General features: G+C 68.6%; 22 protein-coding genes and 1 pseudogene. 8 read left to right on the top strand and 15 right to left on the bottom strand.

Annotated elements, in window-relative coordinates; all coding sequences use genetic code 11:
• Positions 1-200: 200 nt before the first annotated feature.
• The 6 genes from dnaA to mutM form a co-directional block, all read right to left on the bottom strand.
• Complete coding sequence (dnaA, locus tag FM111_RS15240; protein WP_256968368.1) at positions 201-1619, bottom strand: chromosomal replication initiator protein DnaA; 1419 nt, start codon at positions 1617-1619, stop codon at positions 201-203.
• A 514-nt stretch (positions 1620-2133) separates the two neighbouring features.
• Complete coding sequence (rpsT, locus tag FM111_RS15245; RefSeq protein WP_025978008.1) at positions 2134-2403, bottom strand: 30S ribosomal protein S20; 270 nt, start codon at positions 2401-2403, stop codon at positions 2134-2136.
• Positions 2404-2569: 166 nt separating this feature from the next.
• Positions 2570-3355: an enoyl-CoA hydratase gene (locus FM111_RS15250; protein ID WP_087141775.1), complete on the bottom strand. Its 786-nt coding sequence runs from the start codon at positions 3353-3355 to the stop codon at positions 2570-2572.
• Between the two features lie 40 nt (positions 3356-3395).
• On the bottom strand, positions 3396-3614 hold the full coding sequence (locus FM111_RS15255) for a helix-turn-helix transcriptional regulator (protein WP_087141776.1): 219 nt from the start codon (positions 3612-3614) through the stop codon (positions 3396-3398).
• The gene (locus FM111_RS15260) at positions 3614-4102 is read right to left on the bottom strand and encodes a hypothetical protein (RefSeq protein ID WP_143276142.1); all 489 of its coding nucleotides are present in this window, start codon (positions 4100-4102) and stop codon (positions 3614-3616) included. Before FM111_RS15260 ends, FM111_RS15255 begins: the two co-directional genes overlap by 1 nt.
• 92 nt (positions 4103-4194) lie before the next feature.
• Positions 4195-5058, bottom strand: a complete 864-nt coding sequence (gene mutM / locus FM111_RS15265; RefSeq protein WP_087141778.1) for a bifunctional DNA-formamidopyrimidine glycosylase/DNA-(apurinic or apyrimidinic site) lyase — start codon at positions 5056-5058, stop codon at positions 4195-4197.
• Between the two features lie 104 nt (positions 5059-5162).
• Here mutM and FM111_RS15270 point away from each other — a divergent pair, with 104 nt between their 5' ends.
• Positions 5163-7211, top strand: coding sequence for an OPT family oligopeptide transporter (locus tag FM111_RS15270; RefSeq protein WP_087141779.1), 2049 nt, complete (start codon positions 5163-5165; stop codon positions 7209-7211).
• A gap of 6 nt (positions 7212-7217) precedes the next feature.
• On the opposite strand, the gene FM111_RS15275 is transcribed toward FM111_RS15270, so the two are convergent.
• Positions 7218-8105 (bottom strand): LysR substrate-binding domain-containing protein, encoded by an 888-nt coding sequence (locus FM111_RS15275; RefSeq protein WP_087141780.1) that lies wholly within the window; start codon positions 8103-8105, stop codon positions 7218-7220.
• A gap of 81 nt (positions 8106-8186) precedes the next feature.
• On the opposite strand from FM111_RS15275, the gene FM111_RS15280 reads away from it, so the two are divergent.
• Together FM111_RS15280 and typA are read left to right on the top strand one after the other, a co-directional pair.
• A complete protein-coding gene (locus FM111_RS15280; protein WP_087141781.1) occupies positions 8187-9233 on the top strand; it encodes a YeiH family protein in 1047 nt (348 codons plus the stop codon).
• A gap of 156 nt (positions 9234-9389) precedes the next feature.
• The gene (gene typA / locus FM111_RS15285) at positions 9390-11222 is read left to right on the top strand and encodes a translational GTPase TypA (protein ID WP_087141782.1); all 1833 of its coding nucleotides are present in this window, start codon (positions 9390-9392) and stop codon (positions 11220-11222) included.
• Between the two features lie 63 nt (positions 11223-11285).
• Here the strand turns inward: typA and FM111_RS15290 are convergent, their stop codons facing one another.
• A complete protein-coding gene (locus FM111_RS15290; protein ID WP_087141783.1) occupies positions 11286-12950 on the bottom strand; it encodes a GNAT family N-acetyltransferase in 1665 nt (554 codons plus the stop codon).
• Between the two features lie 130 nt (positions 12951-13080).
• On the opposite strand from FM111_RS15290, the gene FM111_RS15295 reads away from it, so the two are divergent.
• Entirely contained in the window at positions 13081-13542 is a 462-nt protein-coding gene (locus FM111_RS15295; protein WP_087141784.1) for a superoxide dismutase, read from the top strand.
• A 71-nt stretch (positions 13543-13613) separates the two neighbouring features.
• On the opposite strand, the gene FM111_RS15300 is transcribed toward FM111_RS15295, so the two are convergent.
• Positions 13614-13871, bottom strand: coding sequence for a GlsB/YeaQ/YmgE family stress response membrane protein (locus FM111_RS15300; RefSeq protein ID WP_087141785.1), 258 nt, complete (start codon positions 13869-13871; stop codon positions 13614-13616).
• Positions 13872-14044: 173 nt separating this feature from the next.
• Between FM111_RS15300 and FM111_RS15305 the strand changes: the two are divergent.
• Positions 14045-14266, top strand: a pseudogene (locus FM111_RS15305) (helix-turn-helix domain-containing protein); the annotation flags it as partial.
• Positions 14267-14393: 127 nt separating this feature from the next.
• Entirely contained in the window at positions 14394-15176 is a 783-nt protein-coding gene (gene hisN / locus FM111_RS15310; protein ID WP_087141860.1) for a histidinol-phosphatase, read from the top strand.
• Positions 15177-15180: 4 nt separating this feature from the next.
• Here the strand turns inward: hisN and FM111_RS15315 are convergent, their stop codons facing one another.
• The 3 genes from FM111_RS15315 to FM111_RS15325 form a co-directional block, all read right to left on the bottom strand.
• On the bottom strand, positions 15181-16212 hold the full coding sequence (locus FM111_RS15315; protein WP_087141787.1) for an alpha/beta fold hydrolase: 1032 nt from the start codon (positions 16210-16212) through the stop codon (positions 15181-15183).
• Positions 16209-17120: a class I SAM-dependent methyltransferase gene (locus FM111_RS15320; RefSeq protein ID WP_087141788.1), complete on the bottom strand. Its 912-nt coding sequence runs from the start codon at positions 17118-17120 to the stop codon at positions 16209-16211. The genes FM111_RS15315 and FM111_RS15320 overlap by 4 nt, the downstream gene beginning before the upstream one ends.
• A gap of 94 nt (positions 17121-17214) precedes the next feature.
• Positions 17215-18015 (bottom strand): class I SAM-dependent methyltransferase, encoded by an 801-nt coding sequence (locus FM111_RS15325; protein WP_179205127.1) that lies wholly within the window; start codon positions 18013-18015, stop codon positions 17215-17217.
• A 264-nt stretch (positions 18016-18279) separates the two neighbouring features.
• Here FM111_RS15325 and FM111_RS15330 point away from each other — a divergent pair, with 264 nt between their 5' ends.
• Complete coding sequence (locus FM111_RS15330) at positions 18280-18759, top strand: Hsp20 family protein (protein ID WP_087141790.1); 480 nt, start codon at positions 18280-18282, stop codon at positions 18757-18759.
• A gap of 67 nt (positions 18760-18826) precedes the next feature.
• Here the strand turns inward: FM111_RS15330 and FM111_RS15335 are convergent, their stop codons facing one another.
• From FM111_RS15335 to gpmA, 3 genes are all read right to left on the bottom strand, one after another.
• Positions 18827-20098, bottom strand: coding sequence for a pentapeptide repeat-containing protein (locus FM111_RS15335; RefSeq protein ID WP_087141861.1), 1272 nt, complete (start codon positions 20096-20098; stop codon positions 18827-18829).
• Positions 20099-20183: 85 nt separating this feature from the next.
• On the bottom strand, positions 20184-20813 hold the full coding sequence (locus tag FM111_RS15340; protein ID WP_087141791.1) for a bifunctional diaminohydroxyphosphoribosylaminopyrimidine deaminase/5-amino-6-(5-phosphoribosylamino)uracil reductase RibD: 630 nt from the start codon (positions 20811-20813) through the stop codon (positions 20184-20186).
• On the bottom strand, positions 20810-21523 hold the full coding sequence (gene gpmA / locus FM111_RS15345; RefSeq protein ID WP_087141862.1) for a 2,3-diphosphoglycerate-dependent phosphoglycerate mutase: 714 nt from the start codon (positions 21521-21523) through the stop codon (positions 20810-20812). Before gpmA ends, FM111_RS15340 begins: the two co-directional genes overlap by 4 nt.
• A gap of 210 nt (positions 21524-21733) precedes the next feature.
• Here gpmA and FM111_RS15350 point away from each other — a divergent pair, with 210 nt between their 5' ends.
• The gene (locus FM111_RS15350) at positions 21734-23233 is read left to right on the top strand and encodes a phosphomannomutase/phosphoglucomutase (protein WP_087141792.1); all 1500 of its coding nucleotides are present in this window, start codon (positions 21734-21736) and stop codon (positions 23231-23233) included.
• Positions 23234-23268 lie beyond the last annotated feature (35 nt).

Raw genomic sequence — 23268 nt, forward strand, 5'->3', positions numbered from 1 at the left:
CGCGTAAACTGCGCGGCTAAGCGCCTCTCCCCGCTCATCCCGGCGAAGGCCGGGACCCAGATTGTAAGGCTCGCCATCTGCCGTTGCGGCTCCGGTGGGCCTTTCTAACCAACCGCCAGGTTTGCATCTGGATCCCGGCCTTCGCCGGGATGAGCGGGGAGAGGCGCTTAGCCGCGCAGTTTACGCGCCATTTTTCCTTGTTACCCGCGCAGTTTGCGCGTCAGGGCCTCGACGTCGCGGGCGATCTGGTCGTCCTTGGGTATCAGCTCTTCGATCTTGCGGACCCCGTGCAGGACGGTGGTGTGGTCGCGCCCGCCGAAGCGACGGCCGATGTCGGGATAGGAGCGGGTCGTGTGCTGCTTGCACAGGTACATGGCGACCTGACGCGGGCGGGCGATGGCGCGGGTGCGGCGCTCGCTCAGCAGGTCGGCCTGCTTCAGGTTGAAGTGCTCGGCCACCGTCTTCTGGATCTCGTCCACGGTGATGCGGCGCTCCGGCCCCGTGCGCAGGGCGGCGCCCAGCAGGGTCTGGACCTCATCCACCGTCAGGGCCGACAGGCGGCTTCCGGCGACGGCGGCCAGGGTGTTCACGGCGCCTTCCAGCTCACGCATAGAGCCGGGGGTGCGGTCGATCAGATGCTCCAGCACGTCCGCGCGCGCCTCGCCCGAGACGACGCCCAGCTGGGCCAGGGCGTTCAGGCGCGACTGGGCCACGGCGACCTTGAGATCGCGGTCCGCCGCCTCGACCGGGCAGGTCAGGCCCGCCGCCAGGTGGCTGCGCAGGCGCGGCTCGACGTCGGTCAGGGCCATCGGCGCGCGGTCGGCCGACAGGACGATGCGCTTGCCGTCCTCGATCAGGGCCGTGAGGGTGTTCAGCAGCTCTTCCTGGGTCGAGGTCTTGCCGCCGACGAACTGGACGTCGTCCAGCAGCAGCATGTCGGCCGAACGCAGGCTTTCCTTGAAGGCGGCGGTCGAGCGGTCCTGCATGGCGCGCACGAAGGTCGAAAGGAAACGCTCGGCGGTCAGATAGACCACCTTGGCGTCCGGGCGCAGGCGCTGAGCCTCCCAGGCGATGGCGTTCAGCAGGTGCGTCTTGCCGTAGCCGTAGGGGCCGCAGAAGAAGACGGGGTTGAAGTGGCCGTCAGCCCAGGTCGCCACCTGCTTGGCGATGGCCAGGGCGAAGGCGTTGCCGTGGCCCTCGACGAAGCTGTCGAAGGTCAGGCGCTCCTGCAGGCCGGCGGCGCGCACGGCGCGGGCGCCGTCGGTCGCTGCGGCGAAGGCGGGCGCGGAAGCGGCAGGAGCGGCCGGGGCGGGGCTGATCGAGGCCAGGCGCGGGGCGTCGCGCAGACCGGACGGCGGCGCCGAACCCATCTCGGCGCGGCAGCGCACCTCCAGGCGACGCGACAGACCGTCCAGACCCAGCCACAGCTCGTTCATGCGACGCAGGGCGTTCTTGCGCACCCAGTCGCGGGCATAGGCCGTCGGGGTGACCAGGATCAGATTGCCCTGGGAATCCACGCGCACGGCGGAAGGCGCGATATAGGAGCTGAAGGGACCATCCCCGATCTCAGCCTTCAGGCGGTCCGCCGCCTCGGTCCAGATACGGTTGGGATCCGTCATTCCCGCCATTACCGCGCCCCCGATCATTCAGAACACCCGCCACAAGAGTTATCACCGACGAACGCCCTTCGAGAGGCCATATCCAGGGACGACTTCTCTCGCCTCGCGAAGCCGGGCTTCGCAAGCGGGGTCGTACTCACAGACAGACATCTCGCACCAAGGGAAACCATTGATTTCCCTCGTCTTCATCCAGAAAGGACGGAAGTGCGTTACCCCTTCAACTTACCCCCGGCGCGGCGGAGATCAACGCTGATTCGAGTCGAGATTCGCACTTAAATTGATTGACTCCAGCAAACCTCGGCAGGGCTTGGGAAAATGGCGATTTCGCCTCAATCGAGAACCAGAATCCGTAAGCGTGACTTAGGAGCAGACAGCAAGACGGCGAGGGAGCTTGCGCTTCCTCGCCGTTGAATTTCTTGCATTCTTTTACGAAACGCCCGTTACAGGCCCTCCGTAGCCGTCACATTGCGCCGTTTGACGAAGCCGTGAAGACCCGTCCGAGCGCCGTGCGAAATCAGGCGGCCGACAGCTTCTTCAGCTGGGCGGCCAGACGGCTGACCTTGCGCGAGCCGGTGTTCTTGTGAACGACGCCCTTGGACACGGCGCGCATCAGTTCCGACTGGGCGGTGATGAAGGCGGCCTTGGCGCTTTCCACGTCGCCGCCCGTGACGGCTTCCTGGAACTTGCGCAGGTAGGTACGGACGCGGGTACGGCGGGCCTTGTTCACTTCGGTCCGCGCTTCGATCTTGCGGATCGCCTTGCGGGCGCCTGCATTGTTGGCCATCGGGTAAAAACCTTCGAACGAAAACGCCGTAAACCACACGTCCACGGCGAGAAAATCTCAAGAGCGGGCGGCTATAGCGGAAAGCCCTCGGACGGTCAACGCGATCCCGCTGGAATTGAGTCGGGGCCGGGGTTTGCGCCCCATATCATCCGGCCCCGACATGGATTCAGCGGCCGGTGAAGGCGGGTTTGCGCTTCTCGACGAAGGCGGCCATGCCTTCCTTTTGATCGTCGAAGGCGAACAGGGAGTGGAACAGGCGGCGCTCGAACACCACCCCTTGCGCCAGGGTCGTCTCGAAGGCGGCGTTGACCAGCTCCTTATTGGCCATGACGGCCAGGATCGACTGGCCGGCGATCTTGGCGGCGGCCGCGCGCGCCTCGTCCAGCAGGGCGTCGGCCGCCACAACGCGCGAAACCAGGCCCGAACGCTCGGCCTCGGCCGCGTCCATCATCCGGCCGGTCAGGCACATGTCCATCGCCTTGGCCTTGCCCACGGCGCGGGTCAGGCGCTGAGAGCCGCCGATGCCGGGCGCCACGCCCAGGTTGATCTCGGGTTGCCCGAACTTGGCCGTGTCCGAGGCGATAATGAAGTCGCACAGCATGGCCAGCTCGCAACCGCCGCCCAGGGCATAGCCCGACACCGCCGCGATGATCGGCTTGCGGAAGCTCGCCACCCGGTCATGAGCGCGGGCGAAGAAGTTGCCGCGATACATGTCGGCATAGGCCTGGTCCGCCATCTCCTTGATGTCGGCGCCGGCGGCGAAGGCCTTCACCGAGCCGGTCAGGACGATGCACCTGACGGAGTCATCGTCGGCCACGCTCTCCAGGAAGTCGCCCAGTTCGCCGGTCAGGGTGGTGTTCAGCGCATTCAGCGCCTCGGGCCGGTTCAGGGTGACGACCGCATAGCCGTCGGCGTGGCGTTCGATCAGCAGGGTGGAATAGGCGTCGGCCATCAGGCGCTCCTCTATGCTCGTTGCAGGGAGGTCTAGCGCCTCAGCCCTCCCACTGGAACACCTCGCCGATCTCGACGCCGAAGACCTGGGCGATGCGGAAGGCGGCCTCCAGGCTGGGCGAGTATTTACCCTGCTCCATGGCGACGATGGTCTGACGCGTCATGCCGATGCGGGCGGCCAGATCCGCCTGGGTCATCTCATGGGCGTGGAAGCGCAGCTCGCGGATGCGGTTCCTGATCGGCGGCGGCGCCTTGCCCATCACCGCCCCCGCTTCAGCAGGGCCAGCGACAGGCCCCAGCGCGCCAGTTCCGACAGCATGATGCAGCCCAGCACCGCATTGGCGACCAGCACTAGGCCGTTGCCGGGGATCATCCACCGCGCCAGCCCCTCGGGCTTTACGCTGCCCCAGAAGCCGACGCCGTAGGCGACCGCCGATACCGTGACCAGCAGGCCGATCAGCACCATCAGGGAGACATGGCTGGCCTGCAGCGTCGCCAGTCCCTCGCGCTCGTCACGCGCCCGGCGCTCGGCCTTGGAGGTGGTCAGCATGGCCAGGGCCGTCAGCCCGCTTTCCAGCACCACCACGGCGATCAGGCCGAGCACGAACAGCCCGCCCATGTCGGCGGCGAAGTCCGCCTGCTTCAGCCCTCCGGCCAGCATGCGCTCGCCGAATCGCCAGGCGTAGGCGCCCCAGACCACCAGGCCGGCGACGATGGCGACCCACAAGTGTTTTTCGCGAAACGTCATGACGCGCTCCTGACTGCTGTCACGGAGAAAAGTCACATCATACTGACACGATGTCTATTATTTTTTACATCAAGTCGAAATTTTACGACATATCACCGCTTCTGACAGATCGAGCAGAAGAAGGTCGAGCGGCCGCCCTGAACGATGCGGCCGACCACGCCGGAGCAGCCCTCGGTGCGGCACGGCTCGCCCTCGCGGCCGTAGACATCGAAGCGATGCTGGAAATAGCCTTGGCCGCCCTCGACGTTGGCGAAGTCCTTCAGGGTCGAGCCGCCCGCCGCGATGGCGTCGGCCAGAACGTTGCGCACCTCGACCGCCAGCCGCTCCAGCCGGGGGCGGCTGACCTTGCCCGCCGCCGTCAGGGGCGAGATGCGCGCCCGGTACAGCGCCTCGCACACATAGATGTTGCCCAACCCCGCCACGATGCTCTGATCCAGCAACGACACCTTGATGTTCTGGGCCTTCCCCGCGAAGGCCTCGACCAGATGCGCGCCCGAGAAGGCGTTGCCCAGCGGTTCCGGCCCCAACTTGGCGAACCAGGCGTGATCCGCCACCCCTTCGGTCGGAATCAGGCCCATGAAGCCGAAACGCCGCGCATCGGCGTAGCCCAGCCGCGTCAGCACCCCGCCCCGGTCCGCCGTCAGGCTCATATGTTCATGCTTGCCCGCTAGCGGCGCCTCGGTCTCGAACACGCCCGGCGCGACGCCTTCCAGCGTGAACCGCCCCGTCATGCCCAGATGCGTCACCCAGGTCTCGCCGGTCGACAGGGGGAACAGCAGATACTTGGCCCGCCGGTCCAGCCGCAGCACCGTCGCCCCGTCCAGCCGCTCGATAAAGCGCTCCGGGAAAGGAAAGCGCAGGTCCGCCCGATTCTGGCGCGGCGCGGTCAGACGCGCGCCTTCCAGCACAGGCTCCAGGCCGCGACGGACAGTTTCGACTTCGGGCAATTCGGGCATGGATGCAGAGGTAGCGGTTGAAAGGACGTCAGAGAAGAGGCGCGCCCCGTTGTCACGGCCCGGCTTTCAGGCTTAGCCTCCCGGCAAATTCACGAGGCTACCGCATGACGGACAAACTCGCCGGAACCGGCAAACGCATCGAACTGACGATCCGCGCCCTGATCCTGGGCTGCGTGCTGGCGGCGGTCTTCACGGCGGCCAACACCTATCTGGGCCTGAAGGTCGGCCTGACCTTCGCCTCGGCCATTCCGGCGGCGGTCATTTCGATGGCCCTGCTGCGTGCGTTCCGCGGTTCGACCATCTGGGAGAACATGACCGTCCAGACCGTCGCCTCGGTCGGCGGCTCGATGAGCGCCATCATCTTCGTCCTGCCCGGTCTGGTGATGATCGGCTGGTGGATGAACTTCCCCTTCTGGGAGTCGGTGATGATCTGCGTGCTGGGCGGGGTGCTGGGGGTGACCTTCTCCATTCCCCTGCGCCGCACCCTGGTCGTCCAGGGCGGCCTGCCCTACCCAGAGGGCGTCGCCGCCGCCGAGGTGCTGAAGGTCGGCTCGCCCGGCGCGGAGCAGACCGAGGAGGCCGTGCGCGAGAACAAGTCCGGCCTGTTCGTGGTCATGGGCGGGGCGATCGCTTCAGCCTTCTTCGGCTTCCTGGCCGCCGCCCGCGTCTTCGCCCATGAGACCACCGCCTTCCTGCGCCTTCCGGCCGCGATGGGCGGCGGCGCGACCGGCGTCGGCTTCTCCATGCAGTTCGCCCTGCTGGGCGCCGGCCACCTGATCGGCCTGGCGGTCGGCCTGACCCAGCTGTTCGGCCTGATCCTGGCCTGGCTGATCTTCGTGCCCATCCTGACCTCGCCCGAATTCGTCGCCTGGGCCGCCGCCAACGGCGTGCCGTCCATCGCTGCCGGGGTTCCCGCCGAAGCCGGCGCCGAGGGCCTGGCCATGAGCGTCTGGGCCCAGGAGGTCCGCTTCATCGGCGCCGGGGTCATCGGCGTCGCCGCCCTGTGGACCCTGGCCAAGCTGGCCAAGCCCCTGGTCGCGGGCCTGGCCTCGGCCATCTCCGCCCAGGCGCGCCGCGCCCACGGCGAGACGCTGGAACTGGCCGAGCAGGACATTCCCATCAAGCTGGTCGGCCTGATCTCCGTCGCCGCCCTGGTCGGCATCGCCGTCCTGCTGGCCGTCGTGGCCCAGGGCACCAGCCTGGCCGGATCGGCCCCGCTGCTGGTGATCGGCGGCCTGGTCTATGTCGTGGTCATCGGCTTCGCCGTGGCGGCCATCTGCGGCTACATGGCCGGCCTGATCGGCTCGTCCAACAGCCCGGTGTCCGGCGTCGGCATCCTGGCCATCATCATCGCCTCCCTGCTGATGCTGGGCGTGCTGGCCATCGCCGGGGTGCCCGCCGATCCGTCGATCGTCGCCTTCGCCCTGATCGTCACCGCCGTGGTCTTCGCCGTGGCCGTGATCGCCAACGACAACCTGCAGGACCTCAAGACCGGCCAGCTGGTCGAGGCCACGCCCTGGCGTCAGCAGACGGCCCTGCTGGTCGGCGTCGTCGCCGGCGCCCTGGTTATCCCCTTCGTGCTGGACATGATGAACCAGGCCTTCGGCTTCGAAGGCGGCCCGCCCGCCATCGTCCAGGGCTCGCAGACCCTGGCCGCGCCCCAGGCGACCCTGATCTCGGCCCTGGCCAAGGGCGTCATCAGCGGCGACCTGCGCTGGGACCTGATCGGCATCGGCGCCGTGGTCGGCGTTCTGGTCATCATCCTCGACGTCATCCTGCGCCGCACGACCAATGATAAGATCAAGCTGCCGCCGCTGGCTGCGGGCATCGGCGTCTATCTGCCGGCCGCCGTCACCACCATGCTGGTCATCGGCGCGGTCTGCGGCTGGCTGTACGACCGGGCGGTCAAGTCGACCCGTTACGCCGATGTGGCCCGCCGCATGGGCGTGCTGCTGGCGTCCGGCCTGATCGTGGGCGAGAGCCTGTTCGGCGTCTTCACCGCCGCCGTCATCGTCGGCACCAAGAAGGAGGCGCCCTTCGCCCTGCTGCCTGCCGACAGCGGCTGGCCCGCGATGTGGGCCGGTCTGATCGCCTTCGCCGTCCTGACCTACGCCCTTTACGCCTGGGTGCGCCGCCGCTCGGCGCAGGTCTAAGCCGAACTAGAGGGTGGCGGCGAAGGCTTCCGCCGCCCGACTGGCGCTGCGCTCGCGGTGGCGCAGCCGATAGAAGGGCCGCTCGGGCAGATCCAGCGGCAGACGAACCAGCCGCCCCGCCTCGATCAGGGGCCGGGCGGCCAGTTCCGAAATCGCTGTCACCAGCCCGCCGCCTTCTCCTGTGCTGGCCGCCACCGCCGTCAGGATCGCCTCATTGGACGGCAGCACCAGCGCCGTCTTCAGGTCCGACGCAGCCATACCGCGCGGCAGGGCCGCCTCGAACTCGCTGCGGGTGCCGGACCCCGCCTCACGCAAGGCCCAGTCCAGCGCCTTCAGATCAGACGCCGCCAGAGGCCCGTCCCGATCCACCAGCGGGTGCTCCGGCGCCGCCACCACGATCAGCCGGTCGGCGGCGATGCGCGTCCGCTCCAGCCGGGGCGCGTCCTCGGCGCCCTCGATCAGACCCAGTTCCGCCTCGCCCGCCAGCACCGCCTCGACCACCTGATGGGTGTTGCCGATCGACAGACGCAGCTCGATGCCCGGATGGCTTTGGGCGAAGGCGGCCATGCGCGGCGGAAGCCAATAGGCGGCGATGGTCTGGCTGGCGAACAGCCGCACCGAACCGCGCTTCAACCCCGCCAGTTCGTCCAGCAACCGCTCGGCCGCCTCGGCCCGCGCCAGCACGGCCCTGGCCTCCGGCAGGAACGCCGTTCCCGCCGCGTTCAGCGCCAGGCCGCGCCCGACCCGGTCGAACAACCGCGCCCCGTGCCGCGTCTCCAGTGCATTGACCGCCGCGCTGACCGCCGACTGCGTCAGGTGCAAAGCCTCGGCCGCCCGCGTCATATGCAGACGCTCGGCCACGGCGACGAAGATGCGGAGTTGTTCCAGCGTCATACGTCATTGATCAATTAGATCGATCATTAAGTCCATAACTACGCGTTGGATCGATCAGATGGCGGAGCGGATAAGAACCGCATGACCGCCGTTCTCGACCATGCCGCTTCCTCTCGCCGCCTGACGGGCCTGGCGCGCCTGCTGCCTGGCGTCGCCCTATCGGCCGTGATCGGCGCCGTCGCCTATGGGCTGCAGATCGTCGAGACCCGGCTGTTCGAGCATCCATGGGTCGAGGGCCTGGTGCTGGCCATATTGATCGGGGCGGGACTGCGCCTGGTCTGGACGCCGTCGTCACTGTGGACCCCGGGTGTGACCTTCAGCGCCAAGACCCTGCTGGAGGTCGCCGTGGCGCTGCTGGGCGCCACCGTCTCGGGCGCGGCCGTGGCGGCGCTGGGGCCTTGGCTGCTGCTGGCGATCGTCGGCGTAGTCGCCGTTGCCATCGTCGGCGGCTATGCGCTGGGGCGGGCGTTCGGCCTGCCGCACGCCATGGCCCTGCTGGTCGCGTGCGGCAACGCCATCTGCGGCAACTCGGCCATCGCCGCCGTCGCCCCCGTCATCGAGGCGGAGGGAGAAGACGTGGCCGCCGCCATCGGCTTCACCGCCGTGCTGGGTATCGCCGTGGTGCTGCTGGTACCGGCCGTCGGGGCCATGATGGGCTATGACGCCACGCGGGTCGGGGTGCTGGCGGGCCTGACCGTCTACGCCGTGCCCCAGGTGCTGGCCGCCGCCGCACCCGCAGGCATGGCCGCCGTCCAGACGGGCGCCGTGGTCAAGCTGGTGCGCGTGCTGATGCTGGGGCCGGTCTGCCTGATCCTGGGCCTGATGCGTTCAAAGCAGAGCGAAGCCGGGCGCGGACCCAAGCTGCATCAGATGGCGCCCTGGTTCATCCTGGTCTTCCTGGCCCTGATGGCCGCGCGCTCGCTGGGCTGGCTGCCCGAGGCGGTCCTGCCGCCGCTGCAGGTCTCCGTCTCGGCGCTGACGCTGATCGCCATGGCGGCGCTGGGACTGATGGTCGATCCGCGCGCCGTGGTCCGCGCCGGGCCGCGCGTGGCCGCCGTCGCCGCCTTGTCGGCCCTGCTGATCGGGCTGCTGGCGCTGGCGGTGATCGCCTTCCTGCCGCTGGGCTGACTCCTGGGGTCGCCCGCCTGCTGAACGCGATTACGCACTGGACTGGCGTTTTGGCCCGCATCCCTGTAAGAGGCGCCCCGAACCCTTCCCTTCTCTGCAACCTTCTTGCAGCGGCGCGGCCCATCCGTGACCGAACACAGTCCGCCCGAGCCCGAAATGAACCTGCGCAACATCGCCATCATCGCCCACGTCGACCATGGCAAGACGACCATGGTTGACGCCCTTCTCGCCCAGTCGGGCCTGTTCCGCGCCAATGAGGCGACCACGGAACGCGCCATGGACTCCAACGACCAGGAGCGCGAGCGCGGCATCACCATTCTGGCCAAATGCACCTCGGTGCTGTGGAACGGCAAGGCGGGCGAGACCCGCATCAACATCATCGACACCCCTGGCCACGCCGACTTCGGCGGCGAGGTCGAGCGCATCCTGGGCATGGTGGACGGCTGCGTCCTGCTGGTCGACGCCGAAGAGGGCGTCATGCCCCAGACCAAGTTCGTGCTGACCAAGGCCCTGCGCATGGGCCTGCGTCCCATCCTGTGCATCAACAAGGTCGACCGCGCCCACGCCGATCCGGACCGCGTTCTGAACGAGACCTTCGACCTGTTCGCCGCCCTGGGCGCGACGGACGAGCAGTTGGACTTCCCGGTCATCTACGCCTCGGGCCGTTCGGGCTGGGCCACGCTGGACCTGAACCAGCCGAGCGAGAACCTGCACCCGCTGTACGACCTGATCGTGGACCACGTTCCGGCTCCGGTCGCCCAGGCGCGCGTCAACGAGCCGTTCCAGATCCTGAACGTGCTGATCGAAAGCGATCCCTTCCTGGGCCGTCTGCTGACCGGCCGCATCCACTCGGGCAAGGCGGTTCCCGGCATGGCCATCAAGGCCCTGTCGCGCGACGGCAAGACCATCGAGCAAGGCCGCATCACCAAGGTGCTGGCCTTCCGCGGCCTGAAGCGTCAGCCGATCGATGACGGCGTCGAGGCCGGGGACATCGTGGCCATCGCCGGCATGTCGAAAGCCACCGTGGCCGACACCCTGTGCGCCCTGGAAGTGACCGAGGCCCTGCCGTCGCTGCCGATCGACCCGCCGACCATCTCGATGACCGTGGGCGTGAACGACAGCCCGCTGGCCGGCCGCGAAGGCGACAAGGTCCAGTCGCGCGTGATCCGCGACCGCCTGCTGAAGGAAGCCGAAGCCAACGTCGCCATCCGCATCACCCAGACGCCCGACTCCGACGCCTATGAAGTCGCCGGCCGCGGCGAACTGCAACTGGGCGTGCTGATCGAGAACATGCGCCGCGAGGGCTTCGAACTGTCGATCTCGCGTCCCCGCGTGGTCTATCAAACCAACGAGAACGGCCAGAAGCTTGAGCCGATCGAAGACGTCATGATCGACGTCGACGACGAATTCTCGGGCGTGGTTATCGAGAAGCTGTCGGCCCGCAAGGCCGAACTGACCGACATGGGCCCGTCGGGCGCCGGCAAGACCCGCATCCAGCTGAAGTGCCCGTCGCGCTCGCTGATCGGCTATCAGGGCGAGTTCCTGACCGACACGCGCGGCTCGGGCGTGCTGAACCGCGTGTTCTCGCACTATGAAGAGCACAAGGGCGCCATCGAAGGCCGCCTGAAGGGCGTTCTGGTGTCGAACTCGGACGGCGACACCGCCGCCTTCGCCCTGTGGAACCTCGAAGACCGGGGCGTCATGTTCGTGAACGCCGGCGAGAAGACCTATCAGGGCATGATCATCGGCGAGAACAGCCGCTGGGACGACCTGGACGTCAACCCGATCAAGGGCAAGCAACTGACCAACGTCCGCGCCTCGGGCAAGGATGAGGCCGTGCGCCTGACCCCGCCGCGCAAGATGAGCCTGGAACAGGCCATCGCCTATATCGAGGAAGACGAACTGGTCGAGGTCACGCCCAAGTCGATCCGCCTGCGCAAGGAAATCCTGAACCCCTCCTTCCGCAAGAAGCGCGTCCGCGCCGACTGATCCCGGCGACCAGCCGAAACGAAGAAGGCGGCCCCTGCGGGCCGCCTTTTTTGTGCGTGGCGGCTACTTCTTCAGCCCCAGCAGACCCAGCCAGCCGCCGCTGGTCAGCAGCGCCACGTCCAGCAGGGCCAGCGCTAGAGGCGTGGTCGTGGGAGCGGCGATGAATTTCGGCCGCCAGGCGGGGCCGAACTTGGCCTTGTAGGCGCGCAGGCCCTGGAAGCCGTAGACGGCGCCCCCCTCCTCGAACACCAGGGCGCCGACGCGCGCGAAGACCGGCGCCATGCGGCGATCCTCCAGACCGGACAAGGGCGCCATGCCCAGGTCCAGCCGGTCCATGCCCTGCTCGCGCGCCCACTGGGCCGTGCGGGTGAACAGATAGTCCATGACCCCATGCGGCCCCTCGGGATCATGGCGCATCAGGTCGATCATCGCCTCGCGCCCGCCGGCCCCGACCAGAAGATTGGCGAAGGCGACGATGCGGCCGTTCTCGCGCACCACGGCCAAGGGCTGGCGATCCAGGTAGTCGATGTCGAACCGGCCCAGAGAGAAGGCCTTCTCCGAACCGTTGTGATGTTTGAGCCAGGCGTCGGACACGGCGCGCAACTCGGCCTCCAGCGCCCGCGCCGCGCCCGGCGGCGCCACCTCGAAGCTTGCGCCCTCGCGCTCGGCCCGGTTCACGGCGGTGCGCAGGTTCTGCTTGCCCTTGCCCTCGGTCGTGAAATGGGCGGCGTCGATCACCGCCGCCTCGCCCACCTTGCGCATAGCCAGACCCAACGTCGCCAGGTCGGCCAGCAGCCCCTCGCTCACCGAATAGAAGACCGCCGCCCCGCCATAGCTGTCGGCCATCTCGGCGAAGGCCCACAGAAGCTCCAGCCGCTCTTCCTTCAGCCCGGCCGGTTCGCTCATGGCGATCCAGCGGCGGCCGCGCACGCGATAAGCGATGAAGCTGCGCCTTGATGGGCTGAACAACAGGGCCTTGTCGCCCAGCAGGGCCAGGCTCGCCTCGGGCGTGGCGATCTCGGCCGTCTCCAGCGCCTGCCGGGCGCGATCGACGTCGGCGGGGGCCGCCGGGCCGTGGCTGCGGGCGCCCGGCGCCGTCAGCAGGGAGCGTACCCCGACCGCCAGGGTCAGCAGGGCCAGCACAGCCCCGGCGCGCAGGAAGCCCGAAGCCTGCTTGTCGACCAGAAAGGTCCACCACAGCTCGTCCGTATAGGCCGTGTCGCGATAGGCGAAGAGGCCCAGCCACAGCATGGCGGCCACCGCCGCCGCCAGCATCAGCAGCCAACCGGGCCGCAGCGGCTCGCCCAGACGCGAGCGCCGGTTGAAGGCCGACCGGCACGGCGTCAGCAACGCCGCCGCCAGGGTCAGCTCGATCGCCTCCTCCCAGTCCAGCCCTTTCATCAACGAGAAGACCGCCCCGACCAGCAGGACGCCCAGCGCCGCGTAATAGGCCCCGCGCCGACGCCGCCACAGCCCCGCCGAGATCAGCAGCAGGACGAAGCCGGTCACGCTCGCCGCGAAGTGGGACAGGTCGATCAGCAGCGGCGGATAAAAGCGCCCGAGCGCGCTGAGCCGATCGCTGAAGGCGGGCGTCACCGCCGACAGCAGCATCACCCCGCCCAGCAGGAAGGTGGCGACCGCGAACATCTGCGGCGTCAGCTCATAGGCCAGCCCCGCCAGTCGACGCGTGATCCGCCAAGGGTCGTGTTTTGCGCTCGGTTTGGTCAATCAACCTCCGAAGAGCAAGAATCGGTCGTTTGGGGCAAGTAGAAGGTCATTTCGGGGCAGGTGAAACCATCAGAGATCACGGGGGTTCATTTTTTCGCGAGCGCCGGGCTCGCCCTTTCAGGAGTTTCTCATGATCCGCAAGACCGCCCTGCTGACCGGCATCGCCGGCGCCTTCCTCATCGCCGCCCCTGCTTTCGCCCAGGACGCCACGACGCCGCAGACGCCCGAACCGGCTCCCGCTGAGGCGGCCGCGGCTCCCCAGAGCCTGACCCTCACGCCGGGCTCGACCGTCAAGGGCAGCGACGGCGCCGAGATCGGCAAACTGGTCGGCGTCCAGAACGGCGCCAACGGTCAGGAACTGACCGTCCGCACCGCCGATGGCCAGGTTCGCCCGGTGCCGCTGGCCGGCATCCGTCAGGACGGCGCCGACATCGTCGTCGACGCCAGCGCCTCGGACATTCAGTCGGCCGCTCCGATCGCCTCGGACACGGCTGAGCCGACCCCGGACGCCGCGGCTGACGCCCCCCCGGCCGACGCGCCGCCGGCCGATGAGCCGAGCAGCGACGAACCGAACGGCGACGAACCTCACTAAATCGTCTGGTTCGACGGCAAAAGGGGCGGCCCGTCGGGCCGCCCCTTTTTTCTTGTTCGATAAGGCGCCGATCAGCTCCGCCGCTTCACCAGGCCGAGCAGGAACAACAGGACTACCGCGCCGATGGTGGCGACGATGACGCCGACGATCCAGTTACCCGCCGCGTCCACCCCCAACAGATTGTTGGCCAGGAACCCGCCGATCAGGGCGCCGACGACGCCGACGATCAGATTGGTGAGCAGGCCGTGATCCCGCTTCATGATCTTCTCCGCCAGCCACCCGGCGACGATGCCGATAATGATCCAGGCGATAAATCCAAATCCACCCATGCTTCTCTTCCCTTCCTGAAAAGCTGACTGCCTTGGCCGTAATGCGCGGGCGGGCGTCGGGTTGCGCCTTCGCCTCAGCCTCTCGCCTTTGGGGCGAAAACGGCACGCCGCTTGCGACGCGCCTTGGCGTCCGTGCCGATCCGGCACAGGCCGAGGAAGACAGGAGAGTCGTCATGCCCGCCGAGATCGACCTTCACCTGGGTCGTCGCCTGCGCCGCCGTCGCCGCCTGCTGGGCCTGACCCAGCAGCAGTTGGGCGACCGCATCGGCATACGGTTCCAGCAGATTCAGAAGTATGAGTGCGGCGCCAACCGCATCTCGGCCGCCCGCCTGTGGGAACTGGCCGAGGCGCTGCAGACGCCGGTCAGCTATTTCTACGACGGCGCCGGCGAAAGCCCGGACAGCGGTCAGCCCCGCCCCGACACGCCCCTGGCTGCCGCCGCCTGATCGCCTTCCCGGCTCAATGAGCCCTTGATTCAATGAATTTTGGGCCATCGCGCTCCGGGCGGTGTATGGCCGGGGCATGACCGAGCTGGAAACCTTCGTCGTCGAACTATCGCATGAGGCCGCGCGCGTCGCCCTGCCCTTCTTCCGGGGCGTCTTCCTGCAGGAAGACAAGGGCGGCCCCGGCGCCTTCGACCCTGTCACCGAGGCCGACCGCGCCGCCGAGGCCGCGATACGCCGCCTGATCGCCGCCCGCTATCCCGACCACGGCGTCATCGGCGAGGAATACGGCGAGGACCGGCCCGACGCCGACCACGTCTGGGTGCTGGACCCGATCGACGGCACCCGCGCCTTCATCGCCGGCCTGCCCCTGTGGACCACGCTGATCGCTCTACGCCAGGACGGCGTTCCCGTGATCGGCGCTGTCGGCCAACCCTATCTGGGCGAGGTCTTCCTCGGCGGCCCCTCGGGCGCGCGGTTGTTAAAGGACGGCGCGGAAACCCCGCTGCAGACCCGCGCCTGCCCCGATCTGGGCCAGGCCGTGATCGCCACCACCGATCCCGAGGTCTTCGTCGGCGACGACCGCGCCGCCTGGGACCGCCTGCGCGCCGCCACCCGCCTGGCCCGATTAGGCTGCGACGGCTACGCCTACGCCATGGTCGCGGCTGGACGCATCGACCTGGTGGCCGAAAGCGAGCTGAAGGTCTGGGACTGGTCGGCGCACAAGCCTCTGATCGAGGCGGCGGGCGGCCGCTTCACCGACTGGCGAGGCGGGTCGCCGCACGCCGCCGACGGCCGCGTCCTGGCGACCGGCGACGCGCGCCTGACGATCCAGGCCCTGCCCCTGCTCGGCGTCGTCTGAGCGATCAGGTCGGTTCGGCGGTCCGCGCGGCCGGAGAGGCCGACGGCGCGGCGGCGCCCGGCGCCACATAGTCGGCCAGGGCGTCGAACTCGTGCAGGAAGACGCCGCGCAGGTCGTCGACCTCCATGATGACCTCATGCCTGGCCGTCGGAACCTCGACGTAGCGGCCCCGTCCCATGCGCCGGGCGGCCCAGCGGTTGGTCTGCTTCCAGACCTTGTCGTCCTCGGCCGCCTGAACCACGCAGACGGGGATCTTGACCCCCTTCAGCGCGCGCGGCTTCAGCGCCCGCTCGCCCGCGTCCAGGGCGAAGGCCAGCCAGCCCCAGGTCGGGCCGCCGATGGCCAGGTGCGGGCAGGCGTAGAGCTGTTGCCGCCACAGGTCGTAGCGCGCCTGGTCCGACGTCAGGCCGTCCGTCTCGAAGGTGTGGTCGAAGGGATCGTCCGGGTCGTCCAGCACATAGTCCCCGGCCTTGCCGTGGCGCAGCGCCCAACGCACCGCCAGCTTGACCGTCCACATCGACCGCTTGCCGGTCTTGATCCGCAGCATGGGGCTGGACAGGACGGCGCCGGCGAAACGCGTTTCGTCGCCTTCCAGCGTCAACAGGTTCAGGGCGCCGCCCATGGAATGGCCGACCATGATCCACGGCTTGGGCGCGCGCGCCTCATAGGCGTCCAGCAGGCGGGCGTAGTCATCGAGGAATTCCTCGACCGCGCGGGCGTGGCCGCGCAGGCGGTCGGGCAGCAGCCGCGCCGACAGCCCCTGGCCGCGCCAGTCGTGCGCCAGAACGCAGAAGCCGCGCGCCAGGAAGTTGCCGATCAGCTCGAAATACTTCTCGATCGGCTCGGTGCGGCCGGGGCTGAGGATGACCGTCCCGCGCGGCGTCTTGGCCTGCAGGGTCGAGGGCGTCCAGAAACCGGCGCGCAGGCGCAGACCCCCGGCGCCGCGGAACCAGTCGCCCTCGCCCCCCGGCGGGCTGGCGGCGCCGGGCACCCCCATCAGGGGCGCATGGGCGGCGAAGGCGGCGGTGCGGCTCACTCGGGCTTCCTGAACTTCAGCGTCATGCGGTCGCTTTCGCCGATGGCGTCATACTTCGCCCCGTCGAACTCGGGGTCGGCCGGTTGGCCCAGCGGCGCCGTCAGGCGACGCGGCGGCAGGGTCTCGACGCCGAAGGGGTGATCCTTGGTGTCGGCCGGATTGGCGTTGATCTCGGACGCCTCGACAAAGACGAAGCCGGCTTCTTGAGCTAGCTGTTTGACGAAGGCTTCCTGCACATAGCCGTTGGCGGCGGCCGGATCCTGATCCTCGTCCGGCTGCAAGCGATGCTGCTCGATCCCCAGGATGCCGCCGGGACGCAAGGCGGCGAAGGCGTCGGCGAACGCCTTTTCCGCAATGCCCGCCGCCATCCAGGCCTGAATATAGCGCATGAACAGCACCATGTCGGCCGTCCCCGCTGGCGCCACGGGCGGCGAGCCGGGACCGAAGGCGGGGAACTGCACCGGGCCGTACAGCTTCTTGTCGGCCAGGATGCGGGCCTTCAGGGCGTTGTTGATGGCGACCTGGGCCGGATCGGCGTTCGGCCCCTCGACGAAGCCCGCCAGATAGAGAGCGCCGCCGCCCTTGTTCAGATAAGGGGCCAGAATCTCCGCATACCAACCGCTGCCGGGCCAGAAGTCGATCACCGTCATCTTCGGCTGAAGCCCGAAGAAGCGCAGGGTCTCGACCGGATGACGCCAGACGTCGCGCGCCTTGTCTTCCGCCGTGCGCCACGAACCGGCGACGGCCCACTCCAGCGAGCCTTCGGGCGGACCCTTCGGCGCTTCGGGGGCAGCGGGCGTCGGCGCCTCTTCCTTGCGGCCGCAGGCGGCCAGGCCGAACAGCGGCGCGACCAGGGCCAGGGCGCTCGCGCCGGTCAGGACGGATCGCCGTGTCGATCGTTCTGTCATGCGCGTTTCCTCTCGCCGCCGGATGTCTTCGCTTGGGGCTTAAGGCGCTTCTGCGCCAGCGTCAAAACCACGCACTGCATTGTCATCGCAGCCGTCAATCCGCCGCATGAGGCTTGCGGAAACGCAGGGTCATGCGGTCGCTCTCGCCAATGGCGTCCAGCGCCGCGCGCTCGTCCGGCGTCAGGGCGCGGCCGTCGCGTTCCGAGGTGCGCGTGGGCTTCAACGTCCACACGCCGAACGGGTGGTCGCGGTCATCCTTGGGGTTGGCGTTCAGCTCGCTGCGGGCCTCCAGCTCGAAGCCGGCGCGGCGGGCGGCGTGGATGACCCAGCTCTCGGGCACATAGCCGTTGGGCGCGGTCTCCGTCACATTCAGCCCCTCGGCTGCGCGGTGCTGTTCGACCGCCAGCACGCCGCCGGGTTTCAGCGCCGTGAAGAAGGCCGCCAGATAGGGCTCGGCTCGGCCGTCGCGCGACCAGTTGTGGAAGGCGCGGGCCACCACGACCATGTCCGCCGTCCCGTCCTCGACGCCCATGCCCTCGGTCGGGCGGTTGACCGGGACGTAGCGCCCGCCGGTCGCCGCCGCATAGGGCTCCAGAATGTTGCGCCACCAGCCGGCGCGGCCCGGCTCGATCTCCACCACCGTCAGACCCGGCTGCAGACCCCAGAAGGTCAGGGTCTCGAACGGGTGGCGCTCGCCGTCACGGGCGCGGTCGGCCTCGGGCCGGGTCGTCGCGGCCACGGCCGCCTGCAGCGCCGCATCCTCGGAGAAGCTCGGCATCTCCATCGACAGGCCCTGCCGATGCGGCAGCGGCGCGGCGTCCGGAGGCCCCGACTGCGCCAGAACCGGCGAGGCGAGAACAAGCGCGGCGACGGCGCTGAGGGAGAAGGTTCGCATGACGGGCTCCGGTCGATCCAGGACGACGAAGGTAAAACCCATACGGCGCTTCGCGGCGACGGCAAGGCGCCGATGCGGCGAGCGACGATTTCGCGCGCCCCTTGCGCCGGAAAAACGACCTCCTACCTCTTCATCCGAGAGCGCCGATCCCGGGCTCTCCAGACCCGACGGGGCCGATTTCGGACCGGCGGGACTGAAACCCTCCGTCGTCCGGGGCCAAATCGCCGGGCGGCTCAACCTTGCTGAATGTCAGAAGGATGACCCATGCGTACCTATGATTTCTCGCCGCTGTACCGTTCCGCCGTCGGCTTCGACCGCCTGGCCCGCCAGCTGGAAAGCGCCGCGCGCTCCAGCCAGGAGAACGGCTGGCCTCCCTACAACATCGAGACGACCGGCGAGGACGCCTATCGCATCGAGATCGCCGTCGCCGGTTTCTCGGCCGACGAGCTGAACATCGAGGCGAAGGAGAACCTTCTGACCGTCACCGGCAAGAAGGCGGCCAACGACGACGGCGCCCCCCAGAAGACCTATCTGCACCGCGGCCTGGCCGAGCGCGACTTCGAGCGCCGCTTCCAGCTGGCTGACTATGTGGTGGTCAAGGGCGCGGCCCTGGCCAACGGCCTTTTGACCATCGAGCTGAAGCGTGAACTGCCCGAGGCCCTCAAGCCCCGCAGCATCGAGATCGCCACCAACTCGCCCCTGATCGAAGGCAAGGTCGAGACCAAGGCCAAGAAGGCGGCCTAAAGGCCTTTTGCTTGACTGAAAAGTCGAAGGGGCGGCGTTCGCGTCGCCCCTTTTTCGTGCGCTGTTCCTAGGCCGCGTGCAGATCCGCCGGGTCCAGCCCGCGCGCGCCGTTCGTCTGGGCGCCGGTGAAGTCGGTCTGCTTGGTCTGGGCCCCGTGCAGGGTCGCCCGGCTCAGGTCGGCGTCGACCATCACGGCGCGGCGCAGGTCCGCGCCCGTCAGGTCCGCGCCGCGCAGGATCGCCCCGGTCAGATCGGCGGGCAGCAAGCGATCCGCCGCCAGCATGAGCGGCCCCAGTTGAGCCTCGCGCAGGTCCGACCCGTTCAGCCGCGCCCGCGTCAACCGCGCGCCGCGCAGATCAGCCCGGCGCAGATTGGCCGAGCGCAGGTCCGCGCCCTCCAGTTGCGCGCCCTGAAGCTGCACCCCCTCCATGTCCAGGCCGTAGAAGACCGCCCCCTTGGCCGACAAGGCCGTCAGGTTCAGCCCGCGAATGGTCACCAGCGGCCGCAGATCGACCCCGTCGAACACCGAGGGCTGGCCCTCGGTTCCGCCCGTCTCGCACCATTGGGCGTGGTCGCGCAGCATCTCGGCGGCGGGCATCTGGCTGACCGGCTCGCCCGCCGGGCGATTGTCCACCAGGGCGCCGTCCATATTGGCCCCGTCCGTCCGCCACATGGCGGCCTTGACCCCCACCAGGATGGCGTCGCTGAGATCCGCCCCCGACAGGTCGGCGCCCGACAGGTCCGCCCCGGCCAGATCGGCGCCGCGGAAGCTGGCCTGTTTCAGATTGGCCCGGACCAGCTTGCAGTCCTTCATGATGGCGTCGGTGAAATCGGCGGCCACGGCGACGACGCCGGTCATGCGCGAGCGTTGCAGATTGGCGCCCGCCAGCACGGCGCCCTGCGCCTGGGTGTCGGCGCGCTTCCTCGCCTCGACGACGCGGAAGCCCAGCTTGGCGTCCTTGGCGGCGATGGTGCCTTCGCGCAGGTCGGCCTCGAACAGGTCGGCCCCCGACAGGTCCGCGCCGCGCAGGCAGGCCCCGCGCAGGTCCGCCCGGCGCATGCTGGCGTCGATCAGGGTCACGTCCTGCATGTCCGCGCCGAAGAAGTTGGCGTTGTCCAGCTTGGCGCCCGTCAGGTCGCAGCCGATCAAACAGGCCGCCGTGAAGTCGGCGTCCGCCAGGTTGCGCCCGCGCAAGGAGACGCCCGACAGGTCCATCCAGGCGAAGACCGCCCGCGCCCCGCCCGGCCGCGCCTGCCACAGGCGGTCGTGCTTCAGGCAGACGGCGTCGACCTCTTCCTGAGTCAGCTTTCTGCGGACGGGTTCGACGGCCTCGCTCATGGCGCCGATCATGGCTTACGCCGGATTAAGGAAGCTTTGCGGAAACAACCGTTTTCGCGTCGCTTCCGCCCGCCGGACCCTCGACCTATTCCGTCAGCAGGCCCTGATCGCGCAGGGCCTCGGCCAGTTCGCCTTCCTGAGCCCACAGGCGGGTGTAGCCCGCCTCGCCCAGCCGGTTCAGCTCGGTCGTCAGATCGGCGCGCGGAGAGGCGGCGAACCGCCCGTCGAAGCCCGCCCCGTCAGCGCTGACGCGCACCATCGGGCGGCCCGTCTCCAGCCGGTGCAGGAAGCCCTCGCTCAGAACCGAGGCCGCTTCGCACAACAGTCCCGTCTCGACCATCAGGCCCGACTGGCGCAGCCGCTCCGTGCCCCGGCCCGAGGCGAAGGGCGAAGGGTCCAGCGCGGCGATCACCACCCGCTCGATCCCGGCCTCGGCCAGGAAGTGGGCGCAGGACTTGCGTCCCGACGAGCGGGCGCCGCACGGCTCCAGCGTCACATAGGCGGTCGCGCCCTTCACGGCCTCGCCCGCCTCGGGCACGGCTTGCTCCTCGGCGTGAGGGCGTCCGCCCGGCGCCGTCGCCGCCTCGGCCAGCACGACCCCGTCCTTGACCAGGACGCAGCCGACCGCCGGATTGGGCCAGGTCTCGCCCATGCGGCTGAGGGCCAGATCGATGGCCCGCCGCATGAAGACGGCGTCGTCCGCCGCGCCGCTCACGCGATTTGCGGCAGGGGCTGCGCCCGCCCCTCGTCCAGATAGCGGGCGGCGACCGGCTTCAGCGCCGCGTCCAGATCGATCTCCAGCGGGTTGCCGGTCGGGATCTCGACATCGACGATCCGGTCGTCCGGCACGGCGAACAGCAGTTTGACGATGGCGCGCAGGGAGTTGCCGTGGGCGGCGATCAGCACGTCCTCGCCCGCCTTCAGGCGCGGGGCGATCTCGGCGTCCCAATAGGGCTGCACCCGGTCCAGGGTGGTCTTCAGGCTCTCGGTGTCCGGGATTTCCTTGCCGGCGTAGCGGGGGTCGGCGTCGAAATCGAACTCGCCGCCCGGCGCCAGAGGCGGCGGCGGCACGTCATAGCTGCGGCGCCAGACCTTGACCTGGTCCTCGCCGTGCTTGGCGGCCGTCTCGGCCTTGTCCAGCCCGGTCAGGCCGCCGTAATGGCGCTCGTTCAGGCGCCAGTCCTCGATGACCGGCACATCCTTCAACCCGGCCGTATCCAGCGCCAAAGCGCCCGTGCGCTTGGCCCGCTTTAGCACCGAGGTGAACATGACCGCAGGGGTGAAGCCCGCCTCGGCGATCAGCTCGCCGCCGCGCCGCGCCTGAGCCTCGCCCTCCGCCGTCAGGTCGACGTCGACCCAGCCGGTGAAGCGGTTTTCAAGGTTCCATTGGCTCTGGCCGTGGCGCAGCAGGATCAGGCGGGTCATCAGGGTCTCCGGGAACATCCGTATCTAGGCTCCTCGCTAGGCCCCCGACGCGGGGGCGGTCAAGGTTTCACCGCTCGATGAAATCACCCAATGACGCAGCGCAGCGATAACAACGGTCAAGCGTTGTGGCCTGTTGCGAGAGAGAGCGTTATACGGCCGCGTCGAACTTCGGCCCGTGCGCCTTTCAAGACCTCACGATCAGGAAGACTTATGCAAAAGCCCCGTCAGGACATCCGCCCCAACACCGCGGAGTATGAAACCCTGCCTATGGTCAAGCCGACCGGCTTTCGCGAATACGACGCCCGCTGGATTCTGGAAAAAGAAATCAACCTGCTGGGCATTCAGGCTTTGGGCCTGGGCTTGGCCACCTATGTCCACGAAATCGGCCAGACGCCGAAGATCGCCGTGGGCCATGACTTCCGCGGCTATTCCCTGTCGGTGAAGCAGGCGCTGATCCTGGGCCTGCTGGAAGGCGGCATGGAGGTGCTGGATATCGGCCTGGCCCTATCGCCCATGGCCTACTACGCCCAGTTCGCGCTGGACTGCCCCTGCGTCGCCATGGTCACGGCCAGCCACAATGAGAACGGCTGGACCGGCGTGAAGATGGGCGCTCAGGCCCCCCTGACCTTCGGCCCCGACGAGATGGGCCGCCTGAAGGAGATCGTCCTGAACGGCCAGGGCGTCGCCCGCCCCGGCGGCAGGCTGGAGCGCGTCGAAGGCTTCCGCGAGACCTACATCAAGGACGTGGCGTCCAAGCTGAAGCTGTCCCGCCCGCTCAAGGTCGTGGCCGCCTGCGGCAACGGCACGGCCGGCGCCTTCGCCCCTGAGGTGCTGCGCCTGATGGGCGCCGAGGTGATCGAAATGGACACCGACCTCGACTACACCTTCCCCAAATACAATCCGAACCCCGAAGACCACGTCATGCTGGTGGCGATGGCGGAAAAGGTGAAGGAGACGGGCGCCGACCTGGCCCTGGGCTTCGACGGCGACGGCGACCGCTGCGGCGTGGTTGATGACACGGGCGAGGAGATCTTCGCCGACAAGATCGGCCTGATGCTGGCCCGCGACCTGTCGGCCATCCACCCGAACGCCACCTTCGTCGTCGATGTGAAGTCGACCGGCCTCTACAAGACCGACGCGGTGCTCAAGGCCAACGGCGCCACCACCGTCTACTGGAAGACCGGCCACTCCTACATCAAGCGCAAGACCGCCGAACTGAACGCCCTGGCCGGGTTCGAGAAGTCGGGCCACTTCTTCCTGTCGGGCGATCTGGGCCACGGCTATGACGATGGCCTGGTCGCCGCTGGCGCCGTGCTGGCCATGCTGGACCGCAACCCCGGCAAGTCGCTGTCGGAACTGAAGTCCGCCCTGCCTGACGCCTGGACCAGCCTGACCATGTCGCCGCACTGCGACGACGAGCTGAAATACGACGTGCTGGCCAAGATCGTGAAGGAATACGAGGAACTGGCGGCCTCCGGCGGCGAAATCCTCGGCCGCAAGATCGTCGAGGCCATCACCGTCAACGGCGTGCGCGTCCATCTGGAGGACGGCTCCTGGGTGCTGGTCCGCGCCTCCAGCAACAAGCCTGAGCTGGTGGTCGTGGTCGAGAGCATGAGGTCCGCCGACGACATGCGCGACCTGTTCCGCAAGGAAGTGAAGCCTCGCCTGGCCGCCCACCCGGAAATCGGCGCCTTCAACCAGGAAATCTGATTCCGGTTTGACCGGCGGCGGCGTCGTGGACGATG

Origin of the sequence: Brevundimonas diminuta 3F5N, from assembly GCF_900163625.1 — a bacterium.
Taxonomy (GTDB): domain Bacteria; phylum Pseudomonadota; class Alphaproteobacteria; order Caulobacterales; family Caulobacteraceae; genus Brevundimonas; species Brevundimonas diminuta_A.